The 15,030-nt window shown below is 72.4% G+C and carries 12 protein-coding genes and 2 pseudogenes; 4 read left to right on the top strand and 10 right to left on the bottom strand.

What is annotated here, in order from left to right:
• From KUM32_RS25655 to KUM32_RS45400, 9 genes and pseudogenes are all read right to left on the bottom strand, one after another.
• The coding region (locus KUM32_RS25655; RefSeq protein ID WP_374227550.1) for a glycerophosphodiester phosphodiesterase at window positions 1–197 on the bottom strand (197 nt) is incomplete at its 3' end.
• A 120-nt stretch (window positions 198–317) separates the two neighbouring features.
• Complete coding sequence (locus KUM32_RS25650; RefSeq protein WP_308408717.1) at window positions 318–2,579, bottom strand: alpha-N-acetylglucosaminidase; 2,262 nt, start codon at window positions 2,577–2,579, stop codon at window positions 318–320.
• Between the two features lie 329 nt (window positions 2,580–2,908).
• Window positions 2,909–3,772: an alpha/beta hydrolase gene (locus KUM32_RS25645; RefSeq protein ID WP_217144325.1), complete on the bottom strand. Its 864-nt coding sequence runs from the start codon at window positions 3,770–3,772 to the stop codon at window positions 2,909–2,911.
• Between the two features lie 560 nt (window positions 3,773–4,332).
• Window positions 4,333–5,880, bottom strand: coding sequence for an FAD-dependent oxidoreductase (locus KUM32_RS25640; RefSeq protein WP_217144324.1), 1,548 nt, complete (start codon window positions 5,878–5,880; stop codon window positions 4,333–4,335).
• A 23-nt stretch (window positions 5,881–5,903) separates the two neighbouring features.
• Window positions 5,904–6,818 carry a diiron oxygenase gene (locus tag KUM32_RS25635; RefSeq protein WP_217144323.1) on the bottom strand — a complete coding sequence of 305 codons (915 nt, stop codon included), beginning with the start codon at window positions 6,816–6,818 and terminating at the stop codon, window positions 5,904–5,906.
• A 243-nt stretch (window positions 6,819–7,061) separates the two neighbouring features.
• Window positions 7,062–7,454 carry a VOC family protein gene (locus KUM32_RS25630; protein WP_217144322.1) on the bottom strand — a complete coding sequence of 131 codons (393 nt, stop codon included), beginning with the start codon at window positions 7,452–7,454 and terminating at the stop codon, window positions 7,062–7,064.
• Complete coding sequence (locus KUM32_RS25625; RefSeq protein ID WP_217144321.1) at window positions 7,451–7,753, bottom strand: helix-turn-helix transcriptional regulator; 303 nt, start codon at window positions 7,751–7,753, stop codon at window positions 7,451–7,453. Before KUM32_RS25625 ends, KUM32_RS25630 begins: the two co-directional genes overlap by 4 nt.
• 112 nt (window positions 7,754–7,865) lie before the next feature.
• A pseudogene (locus tag KUM32_RS43775) lies at window positions 7,866–8,211 on the bottom strand (ABC transporter ATP-binding protein); the annotation flags it as partial.
• A gap of 113 nt (window positions 8,212–8,324) precedes the next feature.
• Window positions 8,325–8,417: an Ms4533A family Cys-rich leader peptide gene (locus tag KUM32_RS45400; protein WP_374227551.1), complete on the bottom strand. Its 93-nt coding sequence runs from the start codon at window positions 8,415–8,417 to the stop codon at window positions 8,325–8,327.
• Window positions 8,418–8,783: 366 nt separating this feature from the next.
• Between KUM32_RS45400 and KUM32_RS25615 the strand changes: the two genes are divergently transcribed.
• The 4 genes and pseudogenes from KUM32_RS25615 (at window position 8,784) to KUM32_RS25600 (ending at window position 13,548) form a co-directional block, all read left to right on the top strand.
• Window positions 8,784–10,037, top strand: a complete 1,254-nt coding sequence (locus tag KUM32_RS25615; protein WP_217144320.1) for a sulfite oxidase — start codon at window positions 8,784–8,786, stop codon at window positions 10,035–10,037.
• 454 nt (window positions 10,038–10,491) lie between these two features.
• Entirely contained in the window at window positions 10,492–10,881 is a 390-nt protein-coding gene (locus tag KUM32_RS25610) for a RidA family protein (protein WP_217144319.1), read from the top strand.
• A gap of 95 nt (window positions 10,882–10,976) precedes the next feature.
• Window positions 10,977–11,253 (top strand): annotated as a pseudogene (locus tag KUM32_RS25605) (short-chain dehydrogenase); the annotation flags it as partial.
• 174 nt (window positions 11,254–11,427) lie between these two features.
• Window positions 11,428–13,548, top strand: a complete 2,121-nt coding sequence (locus tag KUM32_RS25600) for a tetratricopeptide repeat protein (protein WP_217144318.1) — start codon at window positions 11,428–11,430, stop codon at window positions 13,546–13,548.
• On the opposite strand, the gene KUM32_RS25595 is transcribed toward KUM32_RS25600, so the two are convergent.
• A complete protein-coding gene (locus tag KUM32_RS25595; RefSeq protein ID WP_217144317.1) occupies window positions 13,519–14,841 on the bottom strand; it encodes a hypothetical protein in 1,323 nt (440 codons plus the stop codon). The genes KUM32_RS25600 and KUM32_RS25595 overlap by 30 nt on opposite strands.
• Window positions 14,842–15,030: the final 189 nt, after the last annotated feature.

The following is a 15,030-nucleotide window of genomic DNA, read 5'->3' as shown; positions in this document are numbered from 1 at the left end:
ACGTCGATTTCGACGTGGTCGGCGCGTTGTCGGACGGCGAGGTCGATGGCGGCGGCGGTGTTCTCGGGTGCCATGCCGGAGGATCCGCGGTGCGCGATGACGTCGGGGCGGTCGTCGGCGTGCGCGGTGGTGGAGGCCATGGCCATGGTGATACCGCTCAGCACGGCCACGACCAGACCGGCCCGTCTGTTGCCCACGTGCTTCACTACAGCCTCCCGCGTGTCGATGGACTCCAGGGAGCCTGACTGGCGGAGGACCCGGCCAGCCGGCGAAGTGGTTCGGTGCTCCGGCCGTCCGGGCCGACGGGGCACCCGCCCCTACGACACCGGGCGCGCCGTGACCGGGCCGTCGGCCGAACGGCCGTCCGTGCCGGATGCGGGCAGGGCGTCGAGGACCGCGGTGGCGAGTGCCACGGGGTCGCCCGAGGCCCTGACGGGATAGCTGCCGCGCTGGTGGTTCCAGGCGTTCTCCAGCGCGAACCAGTCGATGGGCACCGGCGCACGGCCGGTGGCCAGTGCGGTGTCGAGGGAGTCGAGGTACGTCGTCCAGCGCATCGCGTAGAAGTCGGAGACCAGTCCTGACCACTCCCGGTTGGCGTAGTCCCGCAGACCGCCGGTGTCGCTGCCGGAGCGATGGCCCCAGGTGGTGAGGATCGAGCGGGCGTCGAACTCCGCGGCGGCCCTCTCCGCCTCCGTGCCGCCCCAGGACTTGGCGTCCTCCAACCACGGCCCGAGGAGGAAGCGGGTGTCCGTGGCGAGCAGCCGGTCCAGCAGGGCGAGGTCACGCTTCCACTCGGCGGCCCGTTCACGGAAACGGGGCAGGTCCCCTGCTTCGTAGGCGGCCCGGATCAGCGGGAGCAGGGTCCGGCTGCGGTTGGCCAGGGCCTGACGCGCGACGTCGACGAGGTCGAAACGGTAGGCGTCGGTGGTGCGCAGCGCCGGCGCCACCTTCAGCAACTCGGCCAGTGCCCGCTGCACCGTGCTCGGGTCGTAGCGCATCGCACCGGGACTCCAGCTGGCCGCCGTGGTGGCGTTCAGCCGGGGGCGGGCGGCGAAGAGGCTGTCCTGCGACTCGCTCCAGCTTCCGGACGGCGTGCTGTACGGGCCCTGGCGCAGCAGTTCCCAGGCCCGGGCGGCCGCCGGGTCGGCACCGCCGTAGCGGCGTTCCGCGTACGCCGAGTACCAGGCCCGGTGGTCCACCGGGCGTGTGCGCCAGGCCAGTTCGGTGAACAGCTCGTAGGCGACCGGGTTTCCGCCGGTGCCCTCCGGCAGGTAGGCGATGCCGGACAGGGCGCTGCCGGGCTTGGTGCGCCACTGGTCGAAGCGCTCGGTCCACACGGCCGTGTTGGCGCCGATGGTCGTGTGGCCGCCGAAGTTGGGGATCGTGCCGAACGCGTAGGGCGCGCCGTGCCAGGTGGTCTCACGGTCGAGACCGTCGTAGCGGTCGGACAGGCCGTCGACGATGAGCAGCCTGCTCTTGTCGACGGCGTCGATGATCTGCGGCGAGGGGTTCTTCTGCCAGCCGATCAGGGTCCAGACAGCACCGGGCCGGGCGGTCTGGAGGGCGTCCATCACCGCCTTGGCGGCGTCCGGTACGGGTACGTCCCCCGGCCGGCCGCCCTCGTGCAGCAGGTCCATCTTGTACATCGTGGAGTCGCCGAACAGCTCACGCTGGTGGCGGTAGAACGAGGCGGCGACCCTGGGGAACACCGGGCTGCGGGGATCGAGCCAGTCGGGCCGCTCGAAGCCGACCCAGGTGCCCTGCGGGACGACGGGCCCGGTGGAGTTCTTCTCCGTGAAGCCGGGGGGCACGGTGCCGTAGTAGCCGGGAAGCACGGGCGTCATCCCGAGCCGGCGCAACCGGTCGGCGATCCTGCGGCCGAGTCGGGCCCGGTCCTCGATGAGCCGTTCCGAGACGGGCCCGGCGAAGCCCGACATGTTCTGCATCAGCCACCAGGGCTGGTGTGCGGGGCCGGGGATCCAGGACCTGAGCTCGTCCTTGGAGTAGCCGAACTCCTGGAGTGTCTCGTAGTAGACGGCGTCGGCGCCCATCTGGACGAAGACCTCGTTCACGCCGTGCAGGGCGAGGAGATCGATCTGCTTCTCGTAGGAGGCCCAGTCGCGGTAGGCACCGGAGTAGCCGTCGTCGGTGTCGTTGAGCGCGAAGCGGTGAGGTACCGACGCGTCCTTGCGGACCGGGCGGGCGGGCGCGGGCAGGGTGCGGGGCAGCTTCGCCGTGCTCCGCCCGGGCCACCCGATGTCCACCTTGGCCGTGTACTTCAGGTACCAGTTGACGCCGCTGAGGAGCACGGCGGGACTGGTGCCCTGAACGCGCACGTGGCCGGCGCGCCCGGAGACGGTGAAGTAGTCCCCGGAGGCGGGGCGGCGCACCGGGACGAGGGTGAACTGAGAGACGTGGCGCGGCAACAGCCGGGCGAGCGCCGCCTTGGCGGGCTGAGTGGCGAAGGCGGGCTTGCCCCGCGCCGAGGCCGCCGTGGGGGACGAAGGGATCAGAACCGTGGTGAGAAGGGCGAGGGCGGTGGCCGCCCACAGGACGGCCCAGGGTCTCAGGCTTCTCACTGGTCACCTCGATGGAAGTCGCCGACGCAGTGGTGGTGAATATGGAGGCGGCTGGTTCGCCAGTCAAGGAGGCGTCGGCGGGTGTACGTGTTCTTCGGCCACCGGCGCTCGGCCGGAACCAGGTGATCGTCAGGAGCCCCCAGGGCCCCGCCGGCCGGGTCGCGGCACCGGGCCGCACCGCACGCCCCGCGTCCTGACCGGCCGCGCTGCCGGGGGCGGGACGTCACCGACGCCCTCCCCGGCCCGGCACCCGAAGGCGCACCGGGCCGGGCGGGAACCTCGGACCGCGACGGCGGCGAGGCGGCAGGCCTCGCCCGCTCCGGTCGTGGTCAGGCGGACCGGACCGTGAGCGCGGAGAGCTCCCCGAGGACCCGGGCCGCCGGGGCCGGGTCGATCAGCCACTTGAGGTGACTGCCCGGCAGGGTGCGGACGTCGTACGGGTTGTCCGGCGTGAGCTCGTCGCCCTCACGGATCAGCCGGTCCTGCATGGCGAGCGGCATACTCGCGTCGTCGGCCAGGCGCACGAAGGTCTTCGGGATGCGGCCCCAGGTCGCCGCCTGCGCCCGGTCGGCGGAGGTGCCGAAGTCCAGGTTCTCGTCGGGCTGGAAGGTGTTGAGGAACGTCAGGAACTCCTCGTCGGTGCCGTCGGCGAGGAAGGCGGCCCTGAACGCCGCGAGGGCGTCCTTGTCCGCGGTGCGGAAGTTGACGCGCAGCAGGCCGAGTTCGGCCGGGTTCCCGGCCACCGCCAGACCCAGCGAGGCGGCGTCGACCGTGGCCATCTCCGGCTCGGCGTAGTAGTCGTTGACGTCCAGGGCGACCGGGCACCAGGCCGAGACGTAGACGATGCGGTCGATCAGGTCCGGGCGTGCGTTGGCCGCGGCGGTGGCCGTGATGCCGCCTCGGCTGTGCGAGACGAGGATCACCGGCCCGTTCTCCTTGGCACGTTCCAGGATGCCGATCAGGTGAGCGGCGTTGTCGGCGAGCGTCACCCCCTTGATGGAGCCCGGCGTGGTGGCGAGACCTTCGAGGTCCTGCGGTGCCTGGTAGGCATGCGGGTAGCTTGCCGCGAAACCGTGGCCCGGCAGGTCGACGGCGACCGAGCGGTGCCCGAGAAGGCCGAGTTCGGCCTGGAGCGGCGCGAAGGAGAAGGAGTTCGCGAAGGCTCCGTGTACCAGTACGAACGTCGGCTGCATCTGTCAGCTCACTCTCTGGCCCACGCTGCATCGGCGACGCGCGCGGCCGGGGTCGGGGGCCGTTGTCCCGCACCGACGGCCGCGGAGATGTCCGTGGCGGGCGCCGCGCGGCTGGAACGCGGTGTTTCCGTGCGGGGTCAACGCGAACGGTTGTCCGATGTGTCATGGGGACACTACGCAGCGAAAGATCACCGGTGCAACCGGTGTCAAGGCCTCCGTTTGCGTGGCTCGACCAGCCCTGCCGGGACGCGGACCCGGTGCCCCGAGTACGTGTACCCGTGTCCGGGAGGACGCCCCGCCGGAGCGTGGCGACCCTGGGCGTCTCGGGCCCGGGGTCGCTGCGGGGGAGGTCGTGGCCGGGACGGTGGCTGTCGGGACGTTGGCGGTCGGGGCGATCGACGGGGCGTGGGTGCTCGCCCACGCCGTGGGCGCGCCGCCGGGGGCGGTACCGGGGGTGGTGGCCGGCGCTGTTCCTCGACCGCAGCCCGGCGGGCGGCGTCGCGGAGCCGGCGGCGCGCCCCGTCAGCGGTGCGGGGGGTGCGAGGCCGTCCGATGGATGGTCAGCGGCGCCGGCGTGCGAGGCGGCGGAACGCCCCCGGCCCGCCGGTGGGCGCGGGCAGGTCGCCGGCGACCGCGTCGGCGAGCAGCGTGCCGACCGTCTCGGCCGCGCACGTGCGGTTCGCGCCGATGCCTCCCGAGGGCCCGCGCTTGATCCAGCCCACGACGTACGTCCCCGGTCTGCCGACCACCCGTCCGCGCTCGTGCGGCACGGTACCCGTGGCCTCGTCGAACGGGAGTCCCGCTTGCGGCACTCCGCGGTATCCGATCGCCCGCAGCGCCAGGCCGGCCGGGATCTCCTGCTCACCGGCGCCGCCGGTGACGCGCACCGCGCGGACGGCTTCGTCCCCGCACACGTCCACGGGCGTGGAGCGGAAGCGCAGCACGACGCGGCGGCGCTGTCCCGCCCTGTCCGGCGGAACCGACCAGTCGACGGCCTCCCGCGGCACGCCCTGGAGCACCTCCGCCCTGTCCTTCGGCCCGGCCGCGTCGATGGCAGCCCCGATGAGTGGGTCGTGGTCGTCCACGATCAGGTCGAGGTCGGTGTGGCGTTTCAGGGCCAGGAGTTCGGGCCTGGTGCAGGCGGCGTGTTCCGGACCCCGGCGCCCGAGCAGTACCACCTCGCGCACCTTGCCGCGGCGCAGCTCTTCCAGTGCGTGGCCGGCGATCGACGTGCCGGCCAGGGTCGCAGGGTCGGAGACCAGGATCCTGGCGACGTCCAGGGCGACGTTGCCGTTGCCGACCACGACGACACGCTCGGCCGAGAGGTCGACGGCGTCCGGCGCGACCTCCGGGTGTCCGTTGTACCAGGCGACGAAGGTGGTCGCGGAGATGCTGCCCGTCCGGTCCTCGCCGGGTATGCCGAGGCGCCGGTCGGTCGCGGCGCCCACGGCGTAGATCACCGCATCGTGGTGCGCGGCGAGTTCTTCGGCCGTGATGTGTCCGCCCACGTCGAGGCCGAGGTGCAGGCGCACGCGCGGATGGGTGTGGAAGCGGGCGAAGGTGTCGCCGATCTTCTTGGTGGCCGGATGGTCAGGCGCCACGCCGTACCGGACGAGTCCGCCGGCCACCGGGAGCCGGTCGATCAGCGTCACCTCGGACCGGGTGTGCAGCAACAGGTCCTCCGCGGCGTACATGCCGGCCGGTCCGGTGCCGACGATCGCCACCCGCAGCGGCCGGAAGTCCGACGGCAGGACACGGGTGAAGGCCGGGCTGCCCCAGGTGTGGAAGGTGGGGCCGCGGTCGGCCGGCCCGGGACCCGCCCCCGTCTGCGGTCCCACCGGCGACTTTGTCCCGGGCTGCTCGAAGTAGGCCGCGTTGATGTCGGCGTAGTCCCGCTGCTCGCGGGGCAGGCTGTCGACGGGGAGGACGGCGTCCACCGGGCAGGCGTCGGCGCACGCGCCGCAGTCGATGCAGGTCTTCGGGTCGACGTACAGCATCTCCGTGCTGCCGAAGGCCCGCTCCTCGGGCGTGGGGTGGATGCAGTTGACCGGGCAGACGGCCACGCAGGTGGCGTCGGCGCAGCAGGTCTGGGTGATCGCGAAGGCCATGTCGTCCGCTCGCCGGAAGGTCGTCAGATCAGGTTGGCGCGCTGGTAGAAGTACAGCGCGGGTTTGGTGAGCAGCCCCACCGAGGACAGGAACTCCATGAGGCCCGCGCAGCTCGCGCGCATCATCGACTTGTGGTGCTCGTTGGCCCTTGCCTCCCGGACGGCGCGTTCCTCGTCCAGTCCGGCGTTGGCGTAGACCTTCCGGTTCACCATGCTGGTGACGATGACGTAGGACGCCACGGCGATCAGGAGGGAGTGGGCCTGACGGCGTACGCGTCCGGCGCGCGCGAGGTGCCTGCGTGTCTCTTCGCGCGCGAACTTCATGTGCCGTGACTCCTCCACGACGTGGATGTTGTTGATGGTGCGGACGAACGGCACGACCCGCTCGTCGCGCATCCAGTCGCGCTGCATCACGTCGAGGACCTCCTCGGCGACCAGGATCGCCGCGTACGCCGCCTCACCGAACGCGACCGTCTTGAAGACCCGGCCGAGTTCGACGGCCACCCGGTGGGGGCGGTAGGCCGGGGCCCGGAGCTTCTTCGCGCCGCGGGCGAACATGATCGAGTGGCGGCACTCGTCGGCGATCTCGGTGAGCGCCCACTGGAAGGTGTCGTCCGTCGGGTCCTTGGCGTAGATGTCCCTGAGCACCAGCTGTTGCAGGATCATCTCGAACCAGATTCCGGTGCTGGCCACCGAAGCGGCCTCCTGGCGCGTCAACGCCTTGCGCTGAGCGTCGGTCAACTCCTCCCAGTACGCCGTCCCGTAGAGGGTGCTCCACTCCGGGCTGGCGCCGTGGAAGTCCTCGTCGAGCGGGGTCTCCCAGTCGACCTCGGTGAGCGGGTCGTACGAGAGCTGCGCGGACGAGTCCAGCAGCCGTCGCGCGACGCCGTCCCCGGAGGCGTGGCTCCGGGGATCCGGCCGCGAGATGTTGATGGCCATGCAGGGGCTCCTCGAGTCGAATCGGGGAAGTTCCTCATCCCTCGCTGCTATTACCGTCGGTAATACAGTCTGCTTGTTGACGAACCTTATAGCAAGAGAGGGTGTGTGCCTACCCCTGAGTAACCGGCGAGGAGCCCGTGGTCGCGGAACCGCCGGTCGCACGGTGTGCGGCTGGGCGGTCCGCCCGCCGCGAGGGCGTCCCGCGCGCCGCGCCGGCGGGCGGGCGCGTTGCCGCCCCTTCGCCTACGGCGCCTGTGTCGCGATCTGGATCAGGTTGCCGCAGGTGTCGTCGAAGACGGCGGTGGTGACCGGGCCCATCTCCAGGGGCTCCTGGGTGAAGCGCACGCCGAGGCCGCGCAGGCGCTCGAACTCCGCCTTCACGTCGTCGACGGCGAACTGGGCGAGCGGGATGCCGTCCTGGGTGAGCGTGTCGCGGTAGGTCCTGGCGGCCGGGTGGCCGACGGGCTCCAGGAGGAGTTCGGTGCCGTCGGGCTCGTCGGGCGAGACGACGGTCAGCCATCGGTCCTGCTCGCCCACCGGGACGTCGTGCTTCTTCACGAAGCCGAGGATCTCGGTGTAGAAGTGCAGGGCCTTGGCCTGGTCGTCGACGAAGACGCTGGTCAGGTGAATCCTCATGAGGTGCTCTCCTCCGGTCCGGTTGTGTCGCGCACGAGCCACCGCTCGACGATGTGCCGCAGCGGCGCCGTGTTCAGGTCGTGGAACTTGTAGCGGCCCTCACGTCTGGTCTCGACGAGTCCGGCGGCCTCCAGCACGGCGAGGTGCTGGGAGACCCCTTGGCGCGAGATGCCGAGCTGGTGCTTCATGCTCAGTCGCGAACAGATCTCGAACAGTGTCTGTCCGGACTTCTCCGCGAGCTCGTCGATGATGGTGCGGCGGGTCGGGTCGGCCAGTGCTTTGAAAAGGTCGTCGGCCACACCTCCAGAGTAGGCAAGTCGTCACTTGCCTATCAAAGCCGGGTGCGTCGGGCACTCGTCCCGGGCCCCACCGCCCGCCCGCGGACCGGCGGGCGGGCGGCGGAGTCGGTGATCACGTCGCGGCCGGCGCCCGGCGTTCCGCACGGCGCAGCGCGGCGAGGCCCGGGGCGAGAGCGGGAACGGAGGTGAGGAGCTGCCTGGCGTACGGGTCCCGCGGCGCCTCGTAGACCGCTTCGGCGGGCCCGTACTCCACCACAGGGCCGTGCCGCATCACCGCCAGACGATCGTCGACCTGACGTACGACGGCCAGATCGTGAGCGATGAACACCAGGGTGAGGCCCAGCTCGCTCCGCACTGAACTCGTGCGGGTAGCGGGCGTAGTGCGCGGGGTCGAGACCGGCCCGCTCCAGCAGCTCGGCCACCCGTGTCCGGACGGCCGGATCCCGGGGCTCGGCGCGAATGGCGCACCGGAAGACGACCTCTCGAAGGGGGACACCACACGGCGTGGGTGCGGCACTCGGAAAGGGGTCGTGAGAGTCGTGGCACGCGACGTACGCGCCGAAGGCGGACGTCAGCGACAGAGAATGTCGGCCACGCAGAGCGGAGTCACGCCGATCAGCGCCAGCTCGATGGCGGCGCGCACGGAGGCGTGAGGGGACGACATGAACAGACATAGGAACGAATGGGCGAGCGATGTCAAAGGCGGCGTGGGCGAGGGCCCGGTCGCCGTCGGTCCGAGGCCACGAACGGCACCTCAGTGCTCCTCGCCCGCTGTTGCGTGGTTTCCACGCGCGGGGCGTGTTCCGTCCGTACGATGGCGGCATGATCCGCAGCCGACGCCGCTTCACCGCCCCGCGGTCCCGCGTCCTCGTGCCGTACGGCTGTTGTTGATCCCCACCACGTAGTTCCCCGGAGCAGGCCCGCTTCGCCGTCGCGCCCCCGCGACGGGGACGCCTCCCCGCCTCGGGACGGCACCGCCCCTCCATCCCGCGCGGGACCGTCCGCGCCCTCCTGCGAAAGGCAGGCCGTCATGCGTACCCCCGAATCCGCCTACGACCGCCGCAGACTGCGCCAGTGGCTGGCCGGCGAGGCCCGTGCCGACGGTGTCTCCCGGCGGGACATGCTCCGGCTCCTCGCCGCGGCCGGACTCGCCGGTGCCGCTCCCGTGGCTCTGAGCGCACCGGCCGCCGCGTCCACCGCGGACGGCATCGTCAAGTCCCTGCCCGCGGACCTGTTCACCGTCCGCGGTACGAACGCCGAGACCCGTTTCGCCTCTCTGGCGGGAACCGGCTACCACACGCCCAACGACCGGTTCTTCGTCCGCAACCACACCGCGACCCCCGTCCTGTCCGCGGCCGACTGGACCCTCACCGTCTGGGGCGACGGCCTCACCCGTGACCGGCCCGTCGAGTTCTCACTGGCCGACCTGAAGAAGCTTCCGGCCGTCTCCCGCAGCGCGTTCCTGGAGTGCGCCGGCAACGGCCGCGCCTTCTTCACCCGCCAGCAGGGCCAGTCCGTCAGCGGCACCGCCTGGACCCTCGGGGCGATCGGCGCGGCCCGCTGGCGCGGCGTCCGCCTGGCCGACGTCCTGAAGCGCGCGGGCCTCGGCCGCCGGGCCGTTGACGTCCTGCCCCGCGGGCTCGACGCCGACTACGTCACCGCGGACGGCACCGTCCTCGGGCGGGTCCGTCGTCCGCTGCCGCTGTCCAAGGCGCTCGACGACGTCCTGCTCGCCTACGAGATGAACGGCGAGCCGCTGCCGTACGACCACGGACACCCCGTGCGCGTCCTCGTCCCCTCCTGGATCGGTATCGCCTCCATCAAGTGGGTCGGTGACATCCAGGTGTCCGCCCGGCCGTTGTACTCGCCCTGGAACACCGACTTCTACCGCCTGTTCGGCGACGCCCACCCGGACGGCGGGAGCGCGCCGCTGACCCGGCAGACGATCAAGAGCGCCTGGGAGCTGGACGAGCAGGCCGCCCTGGCAGCGGGCGTCACCCACCACCTCACCGGCCGCTCCTGGTCGGGCGGCGGCGGTGTCGTACGCGTCGATGTCAGCACCGACGGAGGCACCACCTGGAATGCCGCCCGACTGCGCGACGCGCCCCGGCGCGACGGCTGGGTCCGCTGGTCCACCCACTGGCGGCCAAAGGCGCCCGGACCGCACACGCTGCTGGCCAGGGCGACGGACAGCACGGGCCGGACCCAGCCGGACGCGACCGTCCACAACACGCAGGGCTACCTGTTCGACGCGGTCGTGCACCACGCGGTGAACGCGGTGTGACCCTCCCGCAGGGCGGCCGGCCGCGGTGTGGTGGCCGTTTCCCGAGTGTCCCACCGCACGGCAGGGAAGGGCTTCCGGAAGGCGCGCGGCGGGGCGGTCACGCGGGAGGAGGCGGCGAGGCCGGTCCGCAGGCGGCCGGCCCTGCCGCTGTCGGCGCCGCGGGCCGCGGCCAGCCCGTCCGCGAGGCCGGCGAGGGCCTGCCGGGCGGCGGGGAGGGGTCCCCGGCCGGTTGAACAGCGCGTGGCCGACCGTGCTCCCCAGGCGCCGGATCCGCCGACTCGGTGGCGGGCCGGGCGACGGCCAGGTGGGTGGCGGCACGGCCGAAGCGGAGTTCCTCGGGGAGCACGACGAACACGTGCAGCCGTGCGAGGCGAGGGTGCCCCGTACGCCCGGCGATATCTCTCCATGGCCAAAGCCGTGGACGTACCGCTGCTGATCACTTAGCGTGCCGCGCATGACGGAGCGACGTTCCATTCTCAGCGGCTCGACGTTCGAGGAGCAGATCGGCTACGCACGCGCAGTGGTCGACGGAGACCGGGTCCACGTGTCCGGGACGACCGGATTCGACTACGCCACGATGACGATCTCCGACGACGTGGTGGAGCAGGCCGAGCAGTGTCTGCGGAACGTGGAGGCGGCACTGGCCGAGGCGAAGTGCACGTTCGCGGACGTGGTCCGGGTGCGTTACATGCTCCCCGACCGGGCCGAGTTCGAGCCCTGCTGGCCGGTACTGCGCCGTGCCTTCAGCGAGGTCCGTCCGGCCGCCACGATGCTCGTGTGCGGTCTCGCCGACCCCCGGATGAAGATCGAGATCGAGGTGGAGGCACGGCGGACCACCGCGTAGGCCCATGACGGCGTCGTCGCGGATTCCGGACGCGCCGCGGGCGGTGCAGCGGTCACCCGAGGCCTCAACGACACGATGTCCGAGACGGGGAAGGAAAGGAGTGGCGGGACGCCCCGGCCGGCCGCCGCTACGACTACGCCGAGCCGGCGTTCCCGCACGAACAGGTACGACCCCGAGCCGGTCTGCGAGCGGACGGTCCAGGTCCTGCTCGGCGAGACTCACCGCTACCGGAACCCACCGCCCGCCGAGATGGAGCCACAGGTCCGCGAACAGGCCGACGCCCAGTGGAGCCGCCGACTGAACGACGGCAGCCGCCCCTCCCTCGTCCAGAAGGCACACACCATCAGCCCCGGCACACCTGTCCAGCCCTGAACGGGTTGCGGGTGCGGGGCATCGCGGCCTCCGACGGTGCGCTGCCTTCCCCATGGCGAAGCAGAGGCGCATCCGTCCGACGTGGAGGTCGCCGAGACCGAAATGTTTCTCCGGGTCGCTGACGCGGGGATACAGTCCGGCCAGGGCCGGATCGGGGACCAGGAGGGGGCCGACGTGCTGGAGGTCGTGGCGCTCAGCGCGCTCACCGCGTTTCTCATGTCAGTGGGCAACGGCGCCGCGGGGGAGATGGGCAAGCAACTCCTTCTGTCGACAGGCGCCCTGGTGCGAAGGACGACGGGAAGGCGGACTCCGCTGCCGGCCGGCCCGCAGGAGCAGGCAGACCTCGCCGGCCTGGTGCATGCGCGCCTGGGGCAGGACCCCCGGCTGGCCGGCGAGTGGGCACTGCTTCTGCGTACCCACTCGCAGCAGGGGGTGACGCTCACACAGGGGAGCGGACTGCCGCCCGCTCCCCGCCACTTCACCAACCGTCAGAAAGTGCTGAGGCAGTTGGCGAGGGAAGCGACGCGTCCCGCCGCCGGCCGTCCGCGGGTCGCGCTGCTGTACGGACCGCCCGGTGTCGGCACGACCGCGGTCGCCCTGCACCTGGGCGCCCTGCACCATGCCCGGTTCCCGGACGGACAGTTCTACGTCGACCTGCGTGACACGGCCACGGAGAGCGGACCGGCACCGGCCGCGGTCCTGTCACTCCTCCTGCGGCACATGGGAGTCGAGCCTGAGCGGATCCCGCCCACGGGTACCGGCCGGGAACTCCTCTACCGCCGGCTCACCGCCGGCCGCCAGGCCCTGGTGGTGGTCGACCACGCGACATCGCTGGCCCAGGTCCGCGGCCTCACCCCCTCCACACCCGGTGTCTTCCTGCTCGTGGTCGTCTCCGGACAGCCCTTCGCCCTGGAGGCCGAACGCGTCGAAGTCCAGCCGCTGAGCAACCGCTACGCGGTGCGGATGATCCGGGACCTGGCAGGCCGGGAGAACCTCACCCGGGCCAAGGCCAGGATGCCGCACCTTCTCGACCAGTGCGCCGGCAACGCGTTCGCCCTGAGGGCCGCGGCGGCGCGGTTGCAGGCCGAAGAGCCCGCCGATCCGCCGCCGGCGACGGGGGCCGGTGAGCGTCATCCGGTACGCGAGGCGGTCCAGCACGCAAGCAGCCGCCTGCGGCCACCGACCGCGCGTCTGTGCCGACTTGCGGCACTGGGAGCGTGGCCCGGTCTGGACGCCTATCTGGCCGCGGCCCTCGCGGACGTCCCGCCCGAGGACGCCGCCCGGATGCTCACCGAGGCGGCCGACGCCCAGCTGCTGGAGGCCACGGCGGACGAACGGTACCGGTACCGGCCCGAGGTGCGCCGGTACCTCGCCGACGCGGCGGCTCCGGAACACGGCATCGCCGAATGCTCGGCCGCCGTCCGTCGCGGCCTGGACGCCGTACTGACCCGCGCCCTGCATGCCGCGCACGCCGCCCTGCCGGAGAGCTGGCGCACCGAACCGGCTCCCCGGCACGGGACCCCGTGCCGGGACGAGACGGAAGGGCTGACAGTCCTCGCCGCCGAAGCGGGAAACGTGGTCCGGGCGGTGTCACTGGCCGAGGAGTACCAGCACGTCACCACGGCTCTCCGGCTGGCCCGCGCACTGTGGCCGCTGCAACTGAAGGCAGGGTACTGGGACGAAGTGCTGCCTGCCTTGCGCGTCGCCGCCCGCTGCGTCGACGCGCACCAGCCCCGCACCCGCATGGCCGGGGCCCTGCACTTCCAGCTCGCGCACTGCCTGGACCAGCTGGGACACGCGGAGGAAGCGGACCGGGAGGCGCTCGCCGCGGTCGACTGCGAGAAGGCGGCGGGACACCTGCGGGGGGAGGCGTCGGCTGTCGAGCTGCTGGGCCTGTTCAACCTGTACCGGTGGCAGTACGAGGCCGCGTACGAGCACTTCACCGAGGCACAGCGGGTCTACCGGCAGATCACTTCCGGCCAAGAAGGTGCCGCGGACCTGCCCCGTGCCCTCGCGCTGACCGAGCGCCACCGGGGTCGGGCTCTGCGTGGCATGGGCCGACTGGAAGAGTCACAGAGGCTTCTCGAGACCGCCGTCGACTTCTTCCGGCAACAGGGGGAGGCCTACAACACGGCGCGGGTGCTCACGGACCTCGCCGAGACCCTCCACGAGGCCGGCCGGAACACCGAGGCGCTGACCAGGATCACGGAGGCCGGACACCTGCTCACCCCGGCGGCGGCAGCGCATGTGCAGTACCTCTCCGGTCTACGGGTGCGCTGTGAGGCCGCCGGCTGACGGGTCCTGCGGCACGACGGGTTCCACGCACACCGGGTGCACATGGCCGGCGGCATGCACGCGCAGTGTGAAGGGCTCTTGCGGCACACGGCCACCCGCCGACAGCCACGCGTACAGCGACGAGGCGTACGCCGCCGGATCGACGTCCGCGCCCGTGCCTGCGGACAGCCGGAGCACGCCGCCCTCACGGGTCCGCACCGTGCAGGTGTCCGGGCCGACGACGAACACCGCCATGGCGCATTGCGGGTACCGGCGCAGGACCTCCGCCGTCCAGCCCCGCCAGCCACCCAGGCGGGGGTCGTCCGGCTGTCCGTCGCGCACGATCACGTCGGCCACCTCCAGGGCGCCGGGGTCCCGGGTGTCCTCGTGCACGGCGACATGCGTGTCGCCGCCCGCGCCGTAGGGCTGCTCCGTGGACCGCTCGATCATCACGTCCGCCCCGTCGACCCGGGTCCGGACACGCAGCATGACGGTTCGGCGCGGGGGGTCGTACGCGGGCAGGGGCAGCGGCTCCAGCAGGGCGGGGGCCGACGGCTCGGGCAGGTTCATCAGGCTGTAGAAGTGCCGCCGCAGCAGCGTCGCCGAAGCCCCCGGAACCGATGTGACACCTTCCGCCGCGGCGGCCCGGGGGTGCTCCCGGGCCAGCAGTCGCTCCACCTGGTCACGCAAGGGGCCGTGCGGGTCGAGCCGGGGTGCCTGCCGGACGAAGGACGCGAGCGGTGCCTCCGGATCCAGCTTGTCGCGCCCGTCCGCCGCGATCAGCACCGGCACCCCCAGCGCCGCGGCGTAGTAGGAGACCGCACCGAAATCTCCCACCACCGCATCCGCGGCCAGGATCGCCTGTCGCCAGCCGCGGACGGGATCGATCAGCGCGAGTCCGCCGCGGCATGCCTCGTCCAGCCACGCACGGATCTGGCCGGGCCCGTGCCCGTACCAGATGTTCGGGTGCAACACCGCGGCGGTCCGATAGCCGTCGGCGGGCAACTCGGCCGCCAGCCGCGGAAGCAGTCCAGGCAGGATGTCCCGGTCACCGCTGCCGAAGAACCCCTCCGGGTTCCAGGTGGAACTCAGCACCACGAGCCGCTGGCCGTGGCGCACGCCCAACGCCCGCCTGAAGCGGTCGCGGTGGGGGAGTGCGGCGAGCATCCGGTCGAAGCAGGGGTCCCCGGCCACGACGGAAGCGCCCACGGCTTCGGGGCAGGCACGGCGCAACCGTGCCAGCTGCTCCGGGTGGGACAGGACGAGACCGTCGACGAACGGTTCGCCATCCGCCAGAAGCCATTCCGGCGACAAGCCGAAGGTCGGCTCCCGGCTCCCGGCTCCCGGCTCCCGGCTCCCGGCTCCCGGCTCCCGGCTCCCGGCTCCCGGCTCCCGGCTCCCGGCTCCCGGCTCCCGGCTCCCGGCTCCCGGCTCCCGGCTCCCGGCTCCCGGCTCCCGGCTCCCGGCTCCCGGCTCCCGGCTCCCGGCTCCCGGCTCCCGGCT

Source organism: Streptomyces sp. AC627_RSS907 (assembly GCF_019049165.1).
This window is presented reverse-complemented; position numbering and strand designations above follow the sequence as displayed.

Coding starts and splice junctions, on each gene's coding strand:
- KUM32_RS45400 (WP_374227551.1), bottom strand. CDS start 8,417: ATGTCGTCCCCTCACGCCTCCGTGCGCGCCGCCATCGAGCTGGCGCTG.
- KUM32_RS25635 (WP_217144323.1), bottom strand. CDS start 6,818: ATGGCCATCAACATCTCGCGGCCGGATCCCCGGAGCCACGCCTCCGGG.
- KUM32_RS25610 (WP_217144319.1), top strand. CDS start 10,492: ATGACGGAGCGACGTTCCATTCTCAGCGGCTCGACGTTCGAGGAGCAG.
- KUM32_RS25615 (WP_217144320.1), top strand. CDS start 8,784: ATGCGTACCCCCGAATCCGCCTACGACCGCCGCAGACTGCGCCAGTGG.
- KUM32_RS25630 (WP_217144322.1), bottom strand. CDS start 7,454: ATGAGGATTCACCTGACCAGCGTCTTCGTCGACGACCAGGCCAAGGCC.
- KUM32_RS25640 (WP_217144324.1), bottom strand. CDS start 5,880: ATGGCCTTCGCGATCACCCAGACCTGCTGCGCCGACGCCACCTGCGTG.
- KUM32_RS25645 (WP_217144325.1), bottom strand. CDS start 3,772: ATGCAGCCGACGTTCGTACTGGTACACGGAGCCTTCGCGAACTCCTTC.